The sequence below is a fragment of the Cellulophaga tyrosinoxydans genome (genome assembly GCF_900176415.1).
GTDB classification, from domain to species: domain Bacteria; phylum Bacteroidota; class Bacteroidia; order Flavobacteriales; family Flavobacteriaceae; genus Cellulophaga; species Cellulophaga tyrosinoxydans.
On sequence record NZ_FWXO01000001.1, the window covers coordinates 828,751 to 848,795 of the forward strand.

Sequence of the window (20,045 nt, forward strand, 5' to 3'; positions counted from 1 at the left end):
GATGAAATTAGTAAAACAAGACATGCAAAATATTGATGCCTGGTTAAAAAAACGTGGCATTAAATATATGGATATCCGTTACGAGTTAATGGATCACTTAATTAGTGAGTATGAAAGCATGGAAAACTACCCTGATTTGGAAAGTTTTTTAAAAGAACGATTAGCGTGGTGTAAAAAGATAGCGAAGGACAAAGAAAAATCAACACACTGGAGTTATCAGAAAGAGATTTGGAAGCAATTGCTTGGTATTTTCAAAAACAAAAAAGCATTGTTTATAATACTCATTATGGCCATATGCTATTATACAATATTCCCATATTTGACAACGAAACAATTTAAGTGGGCGGTTATTACTCCAGTTTTTATTCTAGTTGCCTATCAAATGTACCTACTAACATTTAAGTGTTTTAATACAAAAACGCAAAAAGAATCTGTATCCATCTCTCGCTTGGTTACCATTATTTCCACTCCATCTTTATTTTTGAACTTTTTATTTATGTTTCCAGATAAATGGATTAATAATTTAAATTTTTATATCCCATTTATAGTTTTTGCTGGATTGTTTAATCTTTCATCAATATTAGCATTCCATAGGAAAAGGAAACAGGTTGTAAAAGAATATGCATTTTTAAAAGTGTATTTGGCATGAAGTTAACCCGAGACCAAATACATTTTATAGACACTTATCTTAAAAATTCAGAAATAGAATTTATTGATGTGCGTATGGAAATGGTAGACCATGTCGCTTCAGAAGTTGAGGCTAAAATGACTTCTGAAAATCTTGATTTTTATAATGCTTTTAAAAACTACATGATAATCAATAAAAAGGTGCATCTAAAAGACAATAAAAAATTTACAAAAACTACCGATTTAAAAGTATTAAAAGCACTAGGTAAGTTTTTATTAAAACCAAGTTCATTTGTGCTGTTAATAAGCTTTTTTGCGCTATTTAAACTAATTTCTAACTATTTTGATGTTACAATTATATTAAAAGTTGCCCCTATAACAATACTTCTTTCTTTGGGTGTTTTTTACTTTATTAGTGTTCGTGCTCGTAAAAAAGAACGATACTCCGGTTTAGAACGTATTGGATTAATTTTGATGTGTATCACTCAATTGGTTCAAGTTTTGTTTAATCCAAGTCTTCAAAAAAACCCATTGGGAAGTAATCTAAACCTAAATATAATTTTGGTTTCAATCTTTTTAGTCTTGGCGATATGCTTTGTCCAACTTGTTTTAAAATACAGAAAAGAATATGCTACACTTTATAAAAAAGCTTTAGTATGAACAAACTAACCGAAGACCAAATCCAAGAACTGTACAAATTCACAAGAGCACATTTTGTATATCATTTTGATTTACAAACTGAATTGGTGGACCATTTAGCTAATGGCATAGAAAGTTTACAAGCTAAAAATCCCCATTTATCATTTCAAGAAGCATTAGATAAGGAATTTAAAAAATTTGGCATTTTTGGTTTTCAAGATGTAATTGCCGACCGCTCCAAAGCACTTTCTAAAAAGTATTGGAAAATAATTCTACGCTTTTATAAAGAATTTTTCTCGCTCCCTAAAATTCTACTAACGCTACTATTATGTGTTCTTCTTTTTATAGTCCTTAAAGAAACTGCATTAGGATATCAGCAATACGCCATTACTGGGGTTTTTCTACTATTTTTAATTCCGGCAACTATTAAATTGGTTCGATACCATCGCATCCTAAAAAAGAAAGACCGAAAATGGATGTTAGAAGAAATGTTATTAGCCAACATAGGGATGATAAATTTTATTCAAATTCCAATTCAATTAATGAACATTAGGTTTGAAATAGAAAACAACTATATCATTCTATTACTATCAATTGCTTCAATAACATTACTCCTATTATTCTATGTTATGGTTTTTGTGATTCCTCCAAAGGCAGAAGAATTACTCGAAGAAACTTATCCTGAATATAAAATGATGTCGACTCTGTAACAAATTCATTAGTTTTAACACCTATTCATCAAATACTCCATTATGAAAAAATTATTTTTTAGTCTCCTGTTATGTGTTTCTTTTACGATAACTGCGCAAGAAACTTCAGCATCACAAGAAAAAGCAGTTGCTTTGATAAAAGCATCAGGAGGCGATAAAGCTTTTGAAGATGCCATTTCGCAAATAGGTGCTAGTGTTAGTTCCGAAAACAAAGAAGCGTATAATACTGAAGCGAAAGCAACTTTAGACGAAATTTATACTAAACTCGGTACATTGTATACTGAAGAATTTACAGATGCAGAACTTGATGAATTGATAAAATTCTACGATACTGAACTTGGTAAAAAACTAAGCGAAAAACAATATTTAATTTCTCAAAAAGCGATGATGATTGGTCAAACTTGGGGAATGCAAGTAGGAGCAATTGCTCAGAAATACGCTCAATAAATAACTCTTTGCCGAGAATAAAAATACCCAATAGCATGTTTAAACATTTTATAAACTTACAATGGAAATCGTTCTTTAGAGCGGCGTCATTAAAAAGTAATATTGCCATTAAAATATTAATGATTTTCGCTGCCCTTTACATGGCAGTGGTTTTTATCGGCATGGGCGTTGGGGTCTATTTTCTTATTGAAGATCAGAACATGGGTGATCCTTTTGATGTAGTTAATAAGTTCATGATATACTACATTGCCGTGGATTTAGTATTTAGGTATATGCTACAAAAAATGCCGGTTACTAATATAAAACCGTTGCTTTACCTTCCTTTTAAAAAAGCGGAGATAGTTAATTTTTCACTTGGCAAAACCATATTGTCCTATTTTAATTGGTCTCATGCCTTCTTTTTTATTCCTTTTTCTATAGTGCTTTTAATGAAAGATTATAATCCCATAGGCGTAATTGGATGGCATTTAGCTATAATCGCACTTATTTATTGTAATAATTTTATAAATGTATTGGCAAATAATAAAGATTCTTTATTCTATGCCGCTATAGCTATTCTTGCTCTTTTAGGCGCTAGTCAGTATTTTGATTTATTCGATATCACAGCCTTCACTGGGCCATTTTTTAATGCTATGTACAACTTACCTTGGCTGGCGATACTTTTAATCGCTGTTGCCGTGGCATTATATGTTGTTGCATTTCAACATTTTAAAAAGAATTTATACCTAGATGCTGGCTTGGCCACCAAACAAACCATTGCAAAAACCGAAGACTTAAGTTGGCTTAACAGATTTGGAAACCTCGGAACCTTTCTTAAAAATGATATTAAACTAATAAAGCGCAACAAACGGTCTAAAATGGCGGTAATTACAAGTTTTGTTTTCATTTTCTATGGTTTTTTATTTTTTACAGGTGCCATAGAGGTTTATGACGGACCTATTTGGCGAATTTTTGCAGGCATCTTCATTTCTGGCGGGTTCTTGTTTAGTTTTGGGCAATTTGTACCAAGTTGGGATAGCTCGTACTATCCACTAATGATGAGTCAGAATATTAAGTACAAAGAATACCTAGACTCTAAATGGTATTTAATTGTTATAGCTACCATATTAAGTACCATCATTGCATCATTCTACTTGTTTTTTGGTTTAGATGCCTATTTGGCAATTTTGGTAGGCGCAATGTATAATATTGGGGTAAACTCTTATATGGTTTTGCTGGGTGGCGCGTACACACGAACACCTATAGATTTAACTTCTGCAAAGAAAGCTTTTGGAGACAAACAATCGTTTAACCTAAAAACCATTATGCTAACCCTGCCTAAATTAATATTGCCATTATTAATTTATGCTTTAGGACATTATTTAATAAACCCAACCGCTGGCTATATTTTTGTGGCACTCGCAGGAGTCATAGGATTTGCATTCAAAGGGTTAGTGTTCAAAAAAATTGAACAGATTTATAAAAAGGAAAAATACAAAACCTTATTAGCTTACAAACAAACCAATTAAAAACAACAACGCTTTAAAATAACACCATGATAGTTGCACAAAATCTAACAAAAAAATATAGCTCCGGAACTGTATTAAATATCGAAAACTTACAAATTCCGAAAGGACAAAGTTTTGGCCTAGTAGGGAATAATGGAGCAGGGAAAACCACTTTTTTTAGCCTCTTGCTAGATTTAATTCAGCCTACCACAGGTCACATTATAAATAATGGCGTACAAGTAAATACAAGCGAAGATTGGAAACCATTTACTTCTGCTTTTATTGATGAAACCTTCTTAATTGGCTATTTAACCGCAGAGGAATATTTTTATTTTATTGGAGAATTACGAGGACAAAACAAAGCCGATGTGAATGCATTACTTTCTACTTTTCAAGATTTTTTTCATGGTGAAATACTAGGTCAGAAAAAATATTTGCGTGATTTATCTAAAGGAAATCAGAAGAAGGCTGGTATTGTAGCTTCGTTTATTGGTAATCCTGAAGTAGTAATTTTAGATGAACCATTTGCAAACTTAGACCCTACTACGCAAATACGTTTAAAAGGTATTATTAAAGATTTAGCCGCAAATAATAATGTAACTGTTTTGGTTTCTAGTCACGATTTAATTCATGTTACCGAAGTTTGTGAACGTATTGTGGTTTTAAATAAAGGTGAAATTGTAAAAGATATTCAGACCTCTGCTGAAACTTTAAAAGAACTAGAAGTGTTCTTTGCGGGTTAATTGCTCCTAACCTTAAATGGAAGACTTTTAAAATACAAATTTATACCTAGAAATGATTATTTTGGGTTATTTAACCAGAATAATCCATCTTTAATTGGCAGCATAACTAGTTTTTCTAGAAAACGAGCAAACCAACTAGATGGTTTGTTTTTTGAAATTGTTTTGTAGAATAGAAAAATCCTAACATCGATTTAAAACGTAAAATCTTCGTTCAAACTTTCCTTTTTGGTCTTTTTTACATTAAACAGTAACTAAAACCGACTACTAAGTTTGTGAAAAGCATTAAAAAAGAACCACTGCTTTTTAGCATCAAAAAAAATAATGCACTTTTTATCGATAAACTACATAATAATCAGCCAGTTTTTCAGTTAAGGTAAGTACATAAACTCTGAAAATTGAAGCTTCGGTTTAAACTTATTATTTCTACACTTTTAGGTGGTGTGCTTTTTAATGCATGTTCCACTAAAAAAGATGCACTTATAAATCGTAATTGGCATGCACTAAATACCAAGTATAATGTGCTGTACAATGGTAATATTGCCTTTGAAGAAGGCCGCGATGAATTAAATGCAACCTATCAAGATAATTACTGGGAAATTCTACCTGTAGAGCGGATTACCATTCGTGAAGAAATTATTTTGGACTCTGAAAATAAGAATCCTAAATTTGAAATTGCTGAAGAAAAAGCAACCAAGGCCATACAAAAACATAGTATGGATATTAAAGACGAAGAGCGAAATCCGCAAACGGACGAGGCTTTTTTACTGCTTGGAAAAACGCGTTACTTTGAGCAACGTTTTCTTCCTGCACTTGAAGCTTTCAATTATATTTTAAGAAAATACCCAAAAAGCGATAAGCTCAATGAAGCTTCAATCTGGCGTGAAAAGGTGAATATTCGTTTAGAAAACGATGAATTAGCCCTTAAAAATTTTAAACGTCTTTTTAAATACGAACTTTTAAAAGATCAAGAATATGCAGATGCGCGCGCTATGATGGCCCAAGCCTATATAAACTTGAGTAAAATAGATACTGCTGTTCAGCAATTAAAAATAGCATCGGCATACACCAAAAAAAATCCAGAAAAGGGACGTTATTACTACATTATAGGTCAACTTTATAATGAATTAGGCCATAAAGACAGTGCTAATTATGCGTTCGACAAGGTAATTGAGCTTAATAGAAAATCGCCAAGAGAATATATGATTAATGCACATTTGCAAAAAATTCAGAATATTCCAGTTACCAAAGAAAACAAATTAGAGCTATTTGAATATTTAACCGAATTAGAGGAAGATAGAGAAAATAGACCTTTTTTAGATAAAATCTATCGTCAAATAGCAGAATATCATTTAGCAAACAAATCTGATAGTTTAGCCATTGCTTATTTCAATAAATCATTAAGAAATACTCAAAACAAACCTCAATTAAATGCCTTGAATTATGAAAATCTTGGGGAGTTTAATTTTGATAAAAATGAATATAAAATTGCAGGAGCATATTACGATAGTACCCTAACTAATTTAAACGAAAACACTAAAAAATATCGAGCTATAAAAAAGAAGCTTGATAATTTAGAAGACGTTATTAGCTACGAAGACATTGTGCAAAAAGCGGATAGCGTAATTACACTGTACAATATGCCTATAGACAAGCAATTTGCCTATTTTGGAGCGTATATAAAACAATTAAAAGAAAAAGATTCTTTAGCCAGCAAAAGGGAGTTTGAGCGCCAAACCAAAGGCATTAACGCTTTTGCAGAAACTAAGGCGGGAAAACAAAACAAAGGTAAATTCTATTTCTACAACATCACAAGTTTGGGTTATGGGAAAACCGATTTTAAAACCCGTTGGGGAGATCGTGGTTTAGAGGATAACTGGCGCTGGGCGAATAAAAATAGTTCGGAAGGTATTGAAGAACAATTGGCGGATAATGCAACACAAGAAAATGTGCCTATTACCGAAGAAGAAAAATACTCTGTTGATTTTTATATGAAACAAATACCAACAGATATTGCTATAATAGACAGCTTAAAAACAGAAAGAAACTTAGCCAATTATCAATTAGGATTAATTTATAAAGAGAAATTTAAAGAAAACCTTTTGGCGGCAGGAAAATTAGAAAAAGTACTAAATTCTGATCCCGAAGAACGCCTAATACTTCCTTCTAAATACAACCTTTACAAAATATATGAAGAATCTGGTAGTCCGTTAATGGCACAAATGAAAAATAATATCATTACCAATCATCCAGATTCTAGATATGCAGAAATACTATTAAATCCGCAAGCTGTTTTAGAAGGCGATACAGATAGTCCAGATGCAAAATATGCAGAACTATATAGACAATTTATCAATCAAGAGTATTTAAAAGTAATTACAGGTTCTGAAGAAAATATTAGCAAATTTACGGGCGATCCTATTGTGCCGAAATTGGAATTATTAAAAGCAAATGCCATTGGACGTATACAGGGATATTCGGCTTTTGAAGAAGCATTAAATTATGTTGCATTAAATTATCCTAACAATCCTGAAGGAAAAAAAGCCAAAGAAATTATAGCGGACCAATTACCAAAATTAGCAGCGAAAGAGTTTGTTGATGCCAATGTTTCTAAGAAAGCAGAAAACTGGAAATTAATATTTCCGTTTAAAACATCAGATACTCAGAAGGCTGAAGATTTAAAAATAAAATTAGAAAAAGCAATTAAAGACTTAAAATATAGAAATACCGTTTCTATAGATATTTATGATTTAGAAAATAAATTTGTAGTTGTTCATGGTTTCAAATCAGAAGATTATACATTAGGATTTGCAGAATTGATAAAAAACAACAAAGACTATAGCATCGCGAATGAGAATTTCGTAATTTTATCTTCTAACTATCAAATTCTTCAAGTACATAAGAATTTGACAGCTTATAAAAATCGCATAACAACCCCAAAACCGTAGAACATGTTTTCAGACAACAAAAAACCTAAAGCAATGACAGAACTAGGAGGACAACCAAACAGGATTGAAAAAAACACCAGAATTAAAGGTGATATTATCTCAGAAGCAGATTTTAGAATTGATGGTAAATTAGATGGCAATGTTAAAACTTCAGGTAAAGTAGTCATTGGTAAAGATGGTTATATTCATGGTAAAGTTGAATGTGTAAATGCAGATATTGAAGGTAGTTTTAATGGCGAACTTATCGTCTCAGATTTATTATCTTTAAAATCGTCTGCAGTTATTGAAGGTGTCGTATCTGTTTCTAAACTAGCGGTAGAACCTGGCGCAACTTTTAATGCGTCGTGTACAATGGGCGGTGGCAAAATGCCTGCACAGAACAAACCAGTTAATACGGCAAATGGAACCGCAAAAGCCTCATAAAAAAATAAATAAAGGCTTACAAACAGCAGCAAAACTTTCAGGTATTGGTATTCAAATGGGGTTAACTATCTATTTGGGTAATCTATTAGGTTCTTGGCTTGACAAAAAATATGACACCAATTATTTAGAAATTTCTATAACACTTGTTGCTATATTTGCATCTATGTATTCCATGATACGTCAAGCCAATAACCTTAACAAATAATGTTTTGCTTAAATCTATTCTACAATACTTCATCGTATTTACGCTCTTATTTTTCATAGGTAAATACGTTCATTTGCTAATTATTAATAACGAAATAGCTTTCCCATTAGGTAAAATGTACTTGTACCATTACCTATTTTCTTTAGGTATCTGTATTCTTTTTGCTTATCTAGCATTTGCTGATTTATTAAAAACACAGCTTGGCTTAGTCTATTTAGCAGCGCTATTTTTAAAGCTCATCTTCTTTACAATACTCTTTAAAAATGCGGTTTTTAGTGATATTATAATTCCTCGCATTGAACGCTTTTCAATGTTAATTCCATTGCTTCTATTTCTATTTGTAGAGGTCATATTTATTTCAAAAATTCTAAAGAAAATCTAGTGCAGTAATTATTACATGAAAAATATTTGATTTTTATTTTTAATAACTACCTTTGCGCAAAATTTTAAGGAGTCAATTTTCGAATTATTTATAATGAATATAGCATTAAAATATATTAGTAGAGTAGCTTTATTATTTATCCTTACCTTCTCATTTGAAGGGTTTTCCATGTCTGATCCAGAACATGAAGAGAAAATTGAAGCAAATGAAGGCAAGATTAATACTAAGGAGGGGATTGACAATTATATCAAACATCACCTTAAAGATTCTCATGATTTTCATTTATTTTCTTATACAAATGATGCTGGGGAGACAAAACATATTGGTTTTCCACTACCTGTAATCTTATGGTCAAGTAATGGATTAGTTACTTTTATGTCATCAGAATTTCATCATGATGATAACGGTCAAGTTATCGTAAATCGCGGTGGTTCTAAATTCACAAAATTACATAGTGTAATATACGAGTTAGACGCTAATGCAACTGCAATTAGCTTCGATGAACACCATCACCCAGAAAATGTACATAAACCATTAGACTTCTCAATCACTAAAAGTGTTTTCGGAATGTTATTAGCTGGTTTGTTAATGATTATAGGTTTTAGAGCCTTAGCTAGCGGTTATAAGAAAAGCCCAATCCCTACAGGATTTGCTCGTGTATTGGAACCGTTAGTATTATATGTGCGCGACGAAATAGCAAGACCAAACATAGGAGACAAGCACTACCGTAAATTCATGGGTTTTTTACTAACAGTGTTTTTCTTTATTTGGATTCTAAACTTATTAGGATTAACTCCACTTGGGTTTAACGTGACTGGACAAATTGCAGTTACCGTATGTTTAGCGTTATTTACATTTTTGATTATCCAATTTAATGGAAATAAAGATTATTGGAAGCATATTTTCTGGATGCCAGGAGTTCCTGTATTGATGAAAATAGCGTTAATTCCAGTTGAATTATTGGGTATATTAACAAAACCGTTTTCACTATTTGTTCGTTTATTTGCCAACATCACTGCGGGTCACTCTGTAGTAATGGGTATCGCTGCATTAATGATTTTATTAAAAGCACAATTCGGAACAGCTGGTGCTACCGGAATATCTGTATTACTAACCTTATTTTTAACAGTAATTGAAGTTTTAGTTGCCTTTTTACAAGCATATATTTTCACCATGTTGTCGTCACTATTTATTGGAATGGCAGTAGCTGAACACGATCATGAGCATGCGCATGATGCTCATGGACACGAAGTAAGTGATGCAGAAGATGTAAGAGGCGATTTTATTTAATCAGAGTTTATTTTTTAATTTAATATAAATCAATTTAGTATGTACAATTTAATTGGAGCAGGATTAATCGTAATCGGTGGTGGTATCGGTTTAGGTATGATTGGTGGTAAAGCAATGGAAGGTATTGCTCGTCAACCTGAAGCAGCTGGTAAAATCCAAACTGCGATGATCATTATTGGAGCATTATTAGAAGGTTTAGCATTCGGTGCTTTACTTTTAGGAAAATAATAATTTCCAATCAAAGCAAATTGAAGCACAGTATTAACGGTTGGTTACTACTGTGCTTTAAAAAGTAAACTAATAAATAACACAGAATAACATCGTATGGATATTTTTAACGATTTTCCAATAGGCTTATTTTTCATGCAAGCTTTTATCCTATTAATCTTAATTGCATTAATGGTTAAATTTGCTTGGAAACCAATATTGAATTCTTTAAACGAAAGAGAAACTGGTATTGCTGATGCTTTAGCTGCAGCTGAAAATGCAAAGAAAGAAATGCAGAACATTACTGCGGATAGTGAGCGTTTATTACAAGAAGCACGTGCAGAAAGAGAAGCAATGATAAAAGAAGCGCGTGAAATAAAAGATAATATGCTTGCTGATGCAAAAGAACAAGCTAAAGCAGAAGGCGACAAGATGTTAGCTCAAGCCCAAGAAGCTATTCTTAGCGAGAAAAAAGCTGCCGTTGCTGATATCAAAAATCAAGTAGCTACATTATCTGTAGAAATCGCTGAAAAAGTAATTAAAGAACAATTAGCTAACAAAGACAAGCAATTAAAATTGGTTGAAGACATGTTAGGTGATATCAAATTAAATTAGAACCATGAGCGAATCTAGAGCAGCGGTACGATACGCAAAAGCAACCTTAGACCTAGCCAAAGAAAATAAGGCTTTGGATGCTTTAGAAAAAGATATGCGTTCTATTGCAGAAACAATTACGGAGAGTAAAGAACTTTCTGATTATTTAAACAGTCCCGTAGTAAAAAGTTCTGATAAGAAAAATGTTATCTCTGAAGTTTTTAAGGGATCTAACCAAATTACAGAAGGTTTAATCACAGCTTTGTTAGACAATAAAAGAATAGGTTTGTTGTACGAAGTAGCTCAGAAATACATCATCTTAAACGAAGATTTAAAAGGACAGGGTGTAGCATTTGTTACTACGGCAGTACCTTTAACTGCAGATTTGGAGAAAAAAATCCTTCAAAAAGTGGTTGAACTTACGGGTAAAAAAGTAGTTATTGAAAATAAAGTTGATGCTACTATTCTTGGAGGTTTTGTGCTTCGCGTAGGAGATTTACAGTATGATGCAAGCATCTCAAGTAAATTAGGAAATTTAAAAAGAGAGTTTACAAACAGTTTATAATTAATAAAATAACGTGGTTACAAAATTTACCTTTGTACTACACCTTATATCTTTAATATCATGGCAGGAGTAAAAGCCGCTGAAGTATCAGCAATTTTAAAAAAGCAATTATCAGGATTTGAAGCAACAGCCTCTTTAAATGAAGTAGGTACAGTTCTACAGATTGGTGATGGTATCGCAAGAGTTTACGGATTATCTAACGTACAATATGGTGAGTTAGTTGAATTCGAAGGCGGATTAAAAGGTATCGTTCTTAACTTAGAAGAAGACAACGTGGGTGTTGTATTGTTGAGTCCATCTAGAGATATTAAAGAAGGAACAGTAGTAAAACGGACCCAAACAATTGCATCTATCAAAGTTGGTGAAGGTATTGTTGGTCGTGTTGTAAATACATTAGGGCAGCCAATAGATGGTAAAGGTCCTATCTCTGGTGAATTGTATGAATTACCATTAGAGCGTAAAGCGCCTGGTGTAATTTATCGTCAACCAGTTACTGAGCCATTACAAACTGGTATTAAAGCTATTGATGCTATGATCCCTGTAGGTCTTGGCCAACGTGAGTTGGTTATTGGTGACCGTCAGACTGGTAAAACAACAGTTTGTATTGATGCCATCTTAAATCAAAAAGAATTTTACGATGCTGGTGAGCCAGTTTATTGTATATATGTTGCTATAGGTCAAAAAGCATCTACAGTAGCAAACATTGCACAAACTTTAGAAGATAACGGAGCTTTAGCATATACAACAATAGTTGCTGCTAATGCATCTGACCCAGCTTCTATGCAAGTATACGCTCCTTTCGCAGGTGCTGCAATTGGCGAGTATTTTAGAGATACTGGTAGACCAGCTTTAATTATCTACGATGATTTATCGAAGCAAGCGGTTGCTTATAGAGAGATTTCTCTTTTATTAAGAAGACCACCAGGACGTGAGGCGTATCCAGGTGACGTTTTCTACCTACACTCTCGTTTGTTAGAGCGTTCTGCAAAGGTTATCGCTAATGATAAGATTGCTAAGGACATGAACGATCTTCCTGATGCTTTAAAGCCTATCGTAAAAGGTGGTGGTTCATTAACTGCATTGCCGATTATTGAAACGCAAGCGGGTGACGTTTCTGCTTATATCCCAACCAACGTAATTTCGATTACTGATGGTCAGATATTCTTAGAACAAGATTTATTCAACCAAGGTGTTAGACCAGCTATTAACGTAGGTATTTCAGTATCTCGTGTGGGTGGTAACGCTCAGATTAAATCCATGAAGAAAGTTGCTGGTACTTTAAAACTAGATCAAGCTCAGTTCCGTGAATTAGAAGCATTTGCTAAGTTTGGATCTGATCTAGATGCGGCTACCTTAAACGTAATTGAAAAAGGACGTCGTAACGTTGAAATTTTAAAGCAAGCACAAAACGATCCTTTTACTGTAGAAGACCAAGTAGCAATCATTTATGCAGGTTCTAAGAACTTGTTAAGAGATGTTCCTGTGGAGAAAGTAAAAGAATTTGAAAAAGATTTTATTGAATACCTAAATGTAAAGCATAGAGATTCTTTAGATCTTTTAAAAGCAGGTAAATTAACAGATGAAGTTATTGATGTATTAACTTCAGTTTGCAAAGATCTATCAGCGAAATATAAAAATTAGTACTGAGTATTGAGTCAAGAGTATTGCGTACAAAAAGTTCAGATTTTCTCTAACTATTTTGTAGGCAATACTAAATACTAAAATATATGGCAAACTTAAAAGAAATACGTAACAGAATAGCTTCGGTATCTTCCACAATGCAGATTACTAGTGCCATGAAAATGGTATCTGCTGCAAAATTGAAGAAAGCCCAAGATGCTATTACTGCTATGCGTCCATATTCCGACAAGCTTACTGAGCTTTTACAAAGTTTAAGTGCTAGTCTTGAAGGTGATGCTGGTAGTGTATATGCACAAAACCGTGAGGTAAATAAAGTATTGGTAGTAGCTATAACTTCAAACAGAGGTTTATGTGGCGCTTTCAATACCAACATTATCAAGCAGAGTATGCTTTTAGCAAACCAAACATATGCAGGTAAGCAGGTAGAATTTATGGCGATCGGAAAGAAAGCCAATGATATTCTTAAAAAGAAATATACCGTTATCGAAAATCATAGCTCAGTTTATGAAGATTTGACTTTTGATGCTATTTCTGCTATTGCTGAAGAATTAATGGCATTATTTACGAATGGCACTTATGATAAGATTGAAATTGTGTATAACAAGTTCAAGAATGCAGCAACTCAAATTGTAATGACTGAGCAATTCTTACCAATTGTTCCTATGGAAGGTGAGGCAAATAATAACACTGATTATGTTTACGAGCCTTCTAAATTAGAAATCGTTGAGCAATTGATTCCTAAATCGTTAAAAACACAATTATACAAAGGTATCCGTGATTCTTTTGCTAGTGAACATGGCGCACGTATGACGGCTATGCATAAAGCAACAGATAACGCAACAGAATTAAGAAATCAGTTGAAATTAACCTATAATAAAGCGAGACAAGCAGCTATTACCAACGAAATTTTAGAAATTGTTGGTGGTGCAGAAGCATTAAACAATTAGACGTAGCGATAGCGAAGTCAAATTAAAAATTGCGCAAGCATTAAACAATTAGACGTAGCGATAGCGAAGTCAAATTAGAAAATAGCAGAAGCGTTAAACAATTAGACATAGCGATAGCGAAGTCATATTCTTAGAAAAGAAAAGCTTTTTACAATTTAAAAACCCCGCAAATGCGGGGTTTTTTCATTATTTACTTCAAATTAATGTAACATTTTTTTCTATATGCATCTAAAGGGAAACAACTTAAATTAATTACCATGAAAACTTTTAAAACTATTGCCGCATTAGTATTATTAATTTTGGCATCAACAGGTAATGCCCAAGACAAGGCTTTTAAAGTGTCTGTTATTGGCCAAGGAGAACCTATCTTACTCTTCCCTGGATTCACCTGCACTGAAGCGGTATGGACCGATGTTGTGCAAGAACTTTCTAAAACGAACGAATGTCATGTATTTACATTTGCTGGTTTTGGCGAAGTACCAGCAATAGAAAAACCTTGGCTATCAAAAATAAAGGAAAGTATAGAAGTCTATATTCTTAAAGAAAAACTTCATAAACCCACCTTAATAGGTCACAGCCTAGGAGGGGCACTAGCGCTATGGTTAGCCTCAGAACATGACAATTACAACAAAATTATTGTCGTAGATGCGTTACCCTCAACAGGAGCTTTAATGATGCCCAATTTTAAAAGCGAATATATGGTATATGACAACCCTTACAACACTCAGCTTCTTAACATGGACAAAGCTAACTTTGAAAAAATGGCAGATCAAATGGCACAAGGAATGACATTAACGGAATCCAAAAGAGCGCAAATAAAAAATTGGATACTTCAATCTGATAGGGAAACGTATGTTTATGGATATACCGATTTACTTAAATTAGACTTAAGAGATTCTATTTCCAGTATTAAATCTCCATTAACTATTTTAGCTGCAACAGAACCTTATGGAGAAACTACCGTAAAACAGACCTATCAAGAACAGTATAAAAATCTAGAAGGGTATACCATAAAATTTGCACCCAAATCAGCACATTTTATTATGTATGACCAACCTGTATGGTTATTAAACGAAATAAAAACGGCTTTATAAAGAAATATGACCCATTTAGAATCCCTTTTTAAAGACCTCTATCAGACGAATTATACAAAGGTATATAGATTATGTCTTGGTTATATGAAAGGAAATAGTACACAAGCTAATGAGCTATGTCAGGAGGTTTTTATAAAAGCATGGGAAAATTTATCATCGTTTAGACAAGAATCAGCTATTTCAACTTGGGTATATCGAATAACTGTGAATACATGCTTATTATATTTAAGAAAAAAGAAAGATATTCCGGTATTAAAACTGTTAAACAATCTTGAAAGTCATCCTGAAGAAGAACAAAATTCTACAGTAGAAAAAGAGCAAAAATTAGCCAGTCTATACCGCTGTATTGAAAACTTAAATAAGGAAAATAAAAGTATCGTTTTATTAGAATTAGAAGGAATTCCACAAAAAGAAATTGCTGAAATAATGGGCTTAAATCACGAAGCTATCCGTGTTAGAATACACAGAATTAAAAATGAATTAACTAAATGTGTTCAAAAATGAAATCATTTGATGAAATACAATCGCAATGGAACTCTCAGAAGAGTCAAGTTCCAGCTGAAAATGGGCATGAACTAATTATTAGAAAGGTTAACACTATTAAAAAAAAGCAAAAGCTTACTAATGTTATATTAGTCATAACGGTCATAGTACTTATATTCTTTTTCATTTACATTTCAGCTTATAACGATTTGCTAGTAACATTTTCGTTGCTTTTAATGATTATATCTTTAGCAACACGAGTAGCTTTGGAAATGCGGAGTATTAAAATGCTCAATAATCTTAATGTAAGTACTACGGTAGAAAATTTTAAAATAAGAATGATTAACTACTATAAAACAAGGGTTAATACACATTTAATTTGGACCCCTATAATCATTCTGCTCTATAGCATAGGATTTATACTCCTTCTGCCAGCATTTAAGGCCAACCTATCATCAGGTTTCTATAACTACATTATCGTTTCGGCATTAGTAATGTTGCTTTTGTTAGGTATGCTAATTTTTACACAAATAAGAAAAGAACTTGCTATTCTAAGAGAACTTAAAAGCTAGTATAAAATATACTTAAATCTTTGTTTTAGAATAATTAACTTTGGAGAACCTCTCAATTTGGGAGGTTTTTACCTTTAAAAAAATTGATTAATTCTAAAGAAATGCAGAAATTAATCGACTTTTGTGGCACTTATGAAACCAAAGAAAAGCGCACTACTTTTTATATTCATTACGATATTAGTCGATGTTATTGGAATAGGAATCATTCTTCCCATAATTCCCGATTTAATAATGGAACTAACTGGAGAGGGCATTCATAAGGCAGTTATTTACGGCATGTGGCTGACTGCTGCTTTCGCTGGCATGCAATTTTTATTCTCCCCTATTCTTGGAGAAATATCGGACCAGTATGGCAGACGCCCTATTTTATTACTAGCGTTATTTGGACTCACCATTGATTATCTTATTCACGCATGGGCTCCTTCTATCTTTTGGCTATTTTTAGGCAGGTTTTTAGCTGGTATTACGGGTGCGAGTTTTACGGTAGCCTCAGCATATATTGCTGATATAAGCACCAAAGAGAATAAACCTAAGAATTTTGGACTAATTGGAGCAGCATTCGGATTAGGGTTTATTATTGGTCCTGGTATTGGAGGATATTTTGGGAATATAGATATCCGCCTACCCTTTTATATTGCCGCTGGACTAACTTTCGCCAATTTTCTATTTGGGCTATTTTTGGTTCCTGAATCATTAATTTCGGAAAATAGAAGACCCGCACAATTATTTAAAATGATTCCAGGCGTTTCATTATTAAGTTTTAAAAATTACAAAGGGGTTCTTTTATTAATTCTAGCGTTTTTTCTAGCTAACCTCGCAGGGCAATCGTTACCATCGGTTTGGTCTTATTATGGTATTGAACGCTATCAATGGAATCCCAAACAAATTGGAATATCGTTAATGATTGTTGGCCTGTTAGTTGCTTTTGTTCAAGGCTTTTTAGTTGGGGTTCTTGTCAAAAAATTTGGAAAAAGAAAAGTTATCACTTTCGGATTTCTACTCTGGACCATAGGTATGTTCTTATTCTCTATAGCCAGTTCCCCTTGGATGCTCTATGTTTTCCTTATTCCGTATGCATTGGGTGGCATTGCCGGTCCTACTGTACAAGGCGTTATATCAAATCAAGTTTCTGAAAAAGAACAAGGAAACCTTCAAGGCGCTATTACAAGTTTGTTAAGCCTTACTGCTATTTTAGGCCAATTAATTTTCTCTTCTGTCTTTTATTTTTTTATACGTCCAAATCAGAATGTCTATTTTCCAGGCGCCCCCTACGCCCTAGCTGCTTTGTTTTTATTTATTGCGTTTATCATTACGTTATCTGCTATGAAAAAAATGAAGTTAGCTGATGAGAATGCAAAAATTGGAGAAGAAATGCTTTAAAGAAAGTATCGATCTAAACGTATTTCATCAAATTGATCGCGCTTAAACCTTTTATCCTTGACTTTTTGGCATTACTTTTGAAATAATACCTTTACAATACATAATTTACAGTACCATGAAACAATTTCTTTACTTAACGATACTTGCAATAATGGGATTAAGTAGTTGTAGTTCGCAAAAAAAATTACAAACAAACCCTCCTTTTACTGTTGATGGGCCAACTTGTCAAAAATGGACTGGTGGAATGGAAAGCAGTGGTTCTGGTTTAGAGGTTAGAATACCTTTAACCAACTTAGAAACAGAATCCATTTTAATGCAACAACTTTATTTTAGAGGTGATAGTACAGATATTTCTACTGAAACAGTAAATGGTCAACGTTTTGCAATTGGTAGATTTTCTAATGGAAACTTAAAGAAACCAGACATTATCATGCACGCCGATCCAAAAAAGGAGTTTGGTAATCAGCCTCCTAAATTAAAAACTGGTGAAAAAGCAGAATTTCCATTTGAATTAAAAAACGACGAAGCAGTAATTTCATATATCATTGGTGATGGGAAAACTATGAAATACACAAAAATTTCAGGTATAAAAGACCTACAGCCGCTAATTTATTCTAGCAAACCAAAAAACTAACTTTGTAGACACCTTATTAATACCTACTTTTAAGGCCTAATTTTCATAGGTTGAATCCATTTAAAAAACTCTTTAAGCAAACTTTTGTTTACGGCTTAGCAACCGTTCTTCCAAGAATGCTTTCCTTTATTCTGGTGCCTATTTACACCGCTGTAATGCCCAATCCGGCATTGTATGGCGAAGTTTCTATAATCTTTTCTTGGCTAGCTATTTTTAATGTGTTTTTAGCCTACGGAATGGAAACTGCTTTTTTCAGGTTTTTCTATAAAGCGGAAGACAAGAATAAAGTAATTTCTACATCGCTCATCTCCATCATCGTCTCTACGGTAGTGTTTTTTATATTGGCTTTAATTTTACAACAGCAATTGGCAAATTGGAGTGGCATTGATGTCAAGTATATTCAGTTTACCATTTACATTTTGGTATTAGATGCGCTGGTAATTATTCCTTTTTCATGGCTTAGAGCTACCGAAAAATCCACAAAATACGCCATCATTAAAATTGGTAATGTTGCTATTAATTTAGGTCTAAATGTTTTTTTTCTAATTTATCTACCAAAAATAGTCACTGCCAATCCTTCAAGTGTTTTCGCTTGGATGTATAAACTAGACTATCAAATATCTTATATTTTTATTTCAAATTTAATTGCCAGTGGAGTAACGCTATTATTAATGCTAGAACTTTATCTGAAAAACAAGTATGACTTTGATAAAGAGCTCTGGAAAAAAATGATTAATTATGCTATGCCAGTCTTAATTGCTGGAATAGCATTTACCATAAATGAAGTATTCGACCGAATTTTACTTCAGTGGCTCCTTCCTGAAAATATTGCAGAATCTGAAATTGGTAAATATTCGGCCTGTTATAAAATTGCTGTTTTTATGACGCTTTTTGCCACAGGTTTTAGATTGGGTATTGAACCTTTTTTCTTTAGCCATGCAGACTCTAAAGACCCTAAAAAAGCATACGCCCTAATTACCAACTATTTTGTAATTCTGGGGAGCATTATTCTATTAGGCGTAGTGGTTTTTGCCGATTTACTAAAAATACTAATTGTAAAAAACGAGGCCTATTGGGAGGCAATGCCCGTGGTGCCAATTTTAATATTAGCGAGCTTTTTTCTTGGTATTTATCACAATTTATCGGTTTGGTATAAGGTAACTGATAAAACACGCTATGGAGCCTTTATTTCGCTTATTGGAGCAATTATAACACTTTTAATTAATTTCTTTGGCATCCCTAAATTTGGTTACATGGCTTCAGCAGTTGCAACACTATTAGCGTATGGTACAATGATGATGCTTTCTTACTCCATCGGTAAAAAACATTACCCTATTCCATATAATACGCGCAAAATAACATTCTATTTATCCGTTTCTATTCTTTTTTCTATTCTTTCATTTTATGTTTTCAATCAGCATTTTATAGTCGGACTCGTATTTTTGATCCTTTTCCTGGCATTAGTATATAAATTAGAACATGAAAAACTTAGACAAATACTATTTAAAAAATGAATATAAAAATTATCAATAAATCTAATCACGATGTACCGCATTACGAAACCAATGCCTCAGCAGGAATGGATCTTCGTGCGTATATTCCAGAAGCAATTACATTACAACCTTTAGAGCGCGCAATAATTAAAACAGGGTTATTCATAGAATTACCTGTTGGTGTCGAGGCGCAAGTAAGACCACGTAGTGGGTTAGCGGCTAAAAAAGGAATTACCGTATTAAATTCTCCAGGCACTATCGATGCCGATTACAGAGGAGAAATTGGCGTGATTCTTGTGAATTTATCTAACGAACCATTTGTTGTAGAAAATGGAGAAAGAATTGCACAATTGGTCATTGCAAAACATGAACGTGCCGATTGGAATTTGGTGGATTCCCTATCTGAAACAAAAAGAGGTGAAGGTGGTTTTGGAAGCACTGGTTTAAAATAAATATTCTATGTACTCCAATGGAGAAATAAAAGGAAATATTTATACAATGCTACCGTTATCAATAACAGCAAAGCACAAACATTAA

The 20,045-nt window shown here is 33.1% G+C and carries 23 protein-coding genes; all 23 read left to right on the forward strand.

Going from position 1 to position 20,045, the window contains the following annotated elements:
- The first annotated feature begins 1 nt into the window (after window position 1).
- Window positions 2–649, forward strand: coding sequence for a hypothetical protein (locus B8963_RS03755; RefSeq protein ID WP_084060049.1), 648 nt, complete (start codon window positions 2–4; stop codon window positions 647–649).
- The gene (locus B8963_RS03760; protein WP_084060050.1) at window positions 646–1,287 is read left to right on the forward strand and encodes a hypothetical protein; all 642 of its coding nucleotides are present in this window, start codon (window positions 646–648) and stop codon (window positions 1,285–1,287) included. The genes B8963_RS03755 and B8963_RS03760 overlap by 4 nt, the downstream gene beginning before the upstream one ends.
- The gene (locus B8963_RS03765) at window positions 1,284–1,976 is read left to right on the forward strand and encodes a hypothetical protein (protein WP_084060051.1); all 693 of its coding nucleotides are present in this window, start codon (window positions 1,284–1,286) and stop codon (window positions 1,974–1,976) included. The genes B8963_RS03760 and B8963_RS03765 overlap by 4 nt, the downstream gene beginning before the upstream one ends.
- A 42-nt stretch (window positions 1,977–2,018) precedes the next feature.
- Complete coding sequence (locus B8963_RS03770) at window positions 2,019–2,423, forward strand: DUF2059 domain-containing protein (RefSeq protein ID WP_084060052.1); 405 nt, start codon at window positions 2,019–2,021, stop codon at window positions 2,421–2,423.
- A 35-nt stretch (window positions 2,424–2,458) separates the two neighbouring features.
- Window positions 2,459–3,931 (forward strand): DUF5687 family protein, encoded by a 1,473-nt coding sequence (locus B8963_RS03775; protein ID WP_084060053.1) that lies wholly within the window; start codon window positions 2,459–2,461, stop codon window positions 3,929–3,931.
- A 26-nt stretch (window positions 3,932–3,957) separates the two neighbouring features.
- Complete coding sequence (locus B8963_RS03780) at window positions 3,958–4,653, forward strand: ABC transporter ATP-binding protein (RefSeq protein WP_084060054.1); 696 nt, start codon at window positions 3,958–3,960, stop codon at window positions 4,651–4,653.
- Between the two features lie 395 nt (window positions 4,654–5,048).
- Complete coding sequence (gene porW, locus B8963_RS03785; protein ID WP_084060055.1) at window positions 5,049–7,598, forward strand: type IX secretion system periplasmic lipoprotein PorW/SprE; 2,550 nt, start codon at window positions 5,049–5,051, stop codon at window positions 7,596–7,598.
- 3 nt (window positions 7,599–7,601) lie between these two features.
- On the forward strand, window positions 7,602–8,021 hold the full coding sequence (locus tag B8963_RS03790; protein WP_084060056.1) for a bactofilin family protein: 420 nt from the start codon (window positions 7,602–7,604) through the stop codon (window positions 8,019–8,021).
- Entirely contained in the window at window positions 7,999–8,226 is a 228-nt protein-coding gene (locus B8963_RS03795; RefSeq protein WP_084060057.1) for an AtpZ/AtpI family protein, read from the forward strand. The genes B8963_RS03790 and B8963_RS03795 overlap by 23 nt, the downstream gene beginning before the upstream one ends.
- A 4-nt stretch (window positions 8,227–8,230) precedes the next feature.
- Window positions 8,231–8,608, forward strand: a complete 378-nt coding sequence (locus B8963_RS16230) for a DUF6168 family protein (protein ID WP_394334730.1) — start codon at window positions 8,231–8,233, stop codon at window positions 8,606–8,608.
- A gap of 93 nt (window positions 8,609–8,701) precedes the next feature.
- The gene (atpB, locus tag B8963_RS03800; protein WP_084060058.1) at window positions 8,702–9,898 is read left to right on the forward strand and encodes a F0F1 ATP synthase subunit A; all 1,197 of its coding nucleotides are present in this window, start codon (window positions 8,702–8,704) and stop codon (window positions 9,896–9,898) included.
- 39 nt (window positions 9,899–9,937) lie between these two features.
- The gene (gene atpE / locus B8963_RS03805) at window positions 9,938–10,126 is read left to right on the forward strand and encodes an ATP synthase F0 subunit C (protein WP_013550335.1); all 189 of its coding nucleotides are present in this window, start codon (window positions 9,938–9,940) and stop codon (window positions 10,124–10,126) included.
- Window positions 10,127–10,222: 96 nt separating this feature from the next.
- On the forward strand, window positions 10,223–10,720 hold the full coding sequence (locus tag B8963_RS03810; RefSeq protein WP_084060059.1) for a F0F1 ATP synthase subunit B: 498 nt from the start codon (window positions 10,223–10,225) through the stop codon (window positions 10,718–10,720).
- Window positions 10,721–10,724: 4 nt separating this feature from the next.
- Window positions 10,725–11,264: an ATP synthase F1 subunit delta gene (gene atpH, locus B8963_RS03815; protein ID WP_084060060.1), complete on the forward strand. Its 540-nt coding sequence runs from the start codon at window positions 10,725–10,727 to the stop codon at window positions 11,262–11,264.
- A 60-nt stretch (window positions 11,265–11,324) separates the two neighbouring features.
- Window positions 11,325–12,905: a F0F1 ATP synthase subunit alpha gene (gene atpA / locus B8963_RS03820; protein WP_084060061.1), complete on the forward strand. Its 1,581-nt coding sequence runs from the start codon at window positions 11,325–11,327 to the stop codon at window positions 12,903–12,905.
- 86 nt (window positions 12,906–12,991) lie between these two features.
- Window positions 12,992–13,852, forward strand: coding sequence for an ATP synthase F1 subunit gamma (atpG, locus tag B8963_RS03825; protein WP_084060062.1), 861 nt, complete (start codon window positions 12,992–12,994; stop codon window positions 13,850–13,852).
- 257 nt (window positions 13,853–14,109) lie between these two features.
- Window positions 14,110–14,946 (forward strand): alpha/beta hydrolase, encoded by an 837-nt coding sequence (locus tag B8963_RS03830; protein ID WP_084060063.1) that lies wholly within the window; start codon window positions 14,110–14,112, stop codon window positions 14,944–14,946.
- A 6-nt stretch (window positions 14,947–14,952) separates the two neighbouring features.
- Window positions 14,953–15,450 carry an RNA polymerase sigma factor gene (locus tag B8963_RS03835; RefSeq protein ID WP_084060064.1) on the forward strand — a complete coding sequence of 166 codons (498 nt, stop codon included), beginning with the start codon at window positions 14,953–14,955 and terminating at the stop codon, window positions 15,448–15,450.
- Complete coding sequence (locus tag B8963_RS03840) at window positions 15,447–16,001, forward strand: hypothetical protein (RefSeq protein WP_143312465.1); 555 nt, start codon at window positions 15,447–15,449, stop codon at window positions 15,999–16,001. The genes B8963_RS03835 and B8963_RS03840 overlap by 4 nt, the downstream gene beginning before the upstream one ends.
- A gap of 132 nt (window positions 16,002–16,133) precedes the next feature.
- Window positions 16,134–17,381, forward strand: coding sequence for a TCR/Tet family MFS transporter (locus B8963_RS03845; RefSeq protein ID WP_084060066.1), 1,248 nt, complete (start codon window positions 16,134–16,136; stop codon window positions 17,379–17,381).
- A 115-nt stretch (window positions 17,382–17,496) separates the two neighbouring features.
- A complete protein-coding gene (locus B8963_RS03850; protein ID WP_143312467.1) occupies window positions 17,497–18,015 on the forward strand; it encodes a hypothetical protein in 519 nt (172 codons plus the stop codon).
- 50 nt (window positions 18,016–18,065) lie between these two features.
- Window positions 18,066–19,529 carry a lipopolysaccharide biosynthesis protein gene (locus tag B8963_RS03855; RefSeq protein ID WP_084060068.1) on the forward strand — a complete coding sequence of 488 codons (1,464 nt, stop codon included), beginning with the start codon at window positions 18,066–18,068 and terminating at the stop codon, window positions 19,527–19,529.
- Window positions 19,526–19,960 (forward strand): dUTP diphosphatase, encoded by a 435-nt coding sequence (gene dut / locus B8963_RS03860; protein WP_084060069.1) that lies wholly within the window; start codon window positions 19,526–19,528, stop codon window positions 19,958–19,960. The genes B8963_RS03855 and dut overlap by 4 nt, the downstream gene beginning before the upstream one ends.
- Window positions 19,961–20,045: the final 85 nt, after the last annotated feature.

Bases quoted from the DNA above. Each gene is read 5' to 3' on its own strand.
- B8963_RS03835 (WP_084060064.1), top strand. From the start codon at position 14,953: ATGACCCATTTAGAATCCCTTTTTAAAGACCTCTATCAGACGAATTAT.
- B8963_RS03845 (WP_084060066.1), top strand. From the start codon at position 16,134: ATGAAACCAAAGAAAAGCGCACTACTTTTTATATTCATTACGATATTA.
- B8963_RS03760 (WP_084060050.1), top strand. From the start codon at position 646: ATGAAGTTAACCCGAGACCAAATACATTTTATAGACACTTATCTTAAA.
- atpH (WP_084060060.1), top strand. From the start codon at position 10,725: ATGAGCGAATCTAGAGCAGCGGTACGATACGCAAAAGCAACCTTAGAC.
- B8963_RS03850 (WP_143312467.1), top strand. From the start codon at position 17,497: ATGAAACAATTTCTTTACTTAACGATACTTGCAATAATGGGATTAAGT.
- B8963_RS03770 (WP_084060052.1), top strand. From the start codon at position 2,019: ATGAAAAAATTATTTTTTAGTCTCCTGTTATGTGTTTCTTTTACGATA.
- atpE (WP_013550335.1), top strand. From the start codon at position 9,938: ATGTACAATTTAATTGGAGCAGGATTAATCGTAATCGGTGGTGGTATC.
- B8963_RS03810 (WP_084060059.1), top strand. From the start codon at position 10,223: ATGGATATTTTTAACGATTTTCCAATAGGCTTATTTTTCATGCAAGCT.
- dut (WP_084060069.1), top strand. From the start codon at position 19,526: ATGAATATAAAAATTATCAATAAATCTAATCACGATGTACCGCATTAC.
- B8963_RS03790 (WP_084060056.1), top strand. From the start codon at position 7,602: ATGTTTTCAGACAACAAAAAACCTAAAGCAATGACAGAACTAGGAGGA.
- B8963_RS03830 (WP_084060063.1), top strand. From the start codon at position 14,110: ATGAAAACTTTTAAAACTATTGCCGCATTAGTATTATTAATTTTGGCA.
- B8963_RS03780 (WP_084060054.1), top strand. From the start codon at position 3,958: ATGATAGTTGCACAAAATCTAACAAAAAAATATAGCTCCGGAACTGTA.
- atpA (WP_084060061.1), top strand. From the start codon at position 11,325: ATGGCAGGAGTAAAAGCCGCTGAAGTATCAGCAATTTTAAAAAAGCAA.
- atpB (WP_084060058.1), top strand. From the start codon at position 8,702: ATGAATATAGCATTAAAATATATTAGTAGAGTAGCTTTATTATTTATC.
- B8963_RS03795 (WP_084060057.1), top strand. From the start codon at position 7,999: ATGGAACCGCAAAAGCCTCATAAAAAAATAAATAAAGGCTTACAAACA.
- atpG (WP_084060062.1), top strand. From the start codon at position 12,992: ATGGCAAACTTAAAAGAAATACGTAACAGAATAGCTTCGGTATCTTCC.
- B8963_RS03775 (WP_084060053.1), top strand. From the start codon at position 2,459: ATGTTTAAACATTTTATAAACTTACAATGGAAATCGTTCTTTAGAGCG.
- B8963_RS03765 (WP_084060051.1), top strand. From the start codon at position 1,284: ATGAACAAACTAACCGAAGACCAAATCCAAGAACTGTACAAATTCACA.
- B8963_RS03840 (WP_143312465.1), top strand. From the start codon at position 15,447: ATGAAATCATTTGATGAAATACAATCGCAATGGAACTCTCAGAAGAGT.
- B8963_RS03755 (WP_084060049.1), top strand. From the start codon at position 2: ATGAAATTAGTAAAACAAGACATGCAAAATATTGATGCCTGGTTAAAA.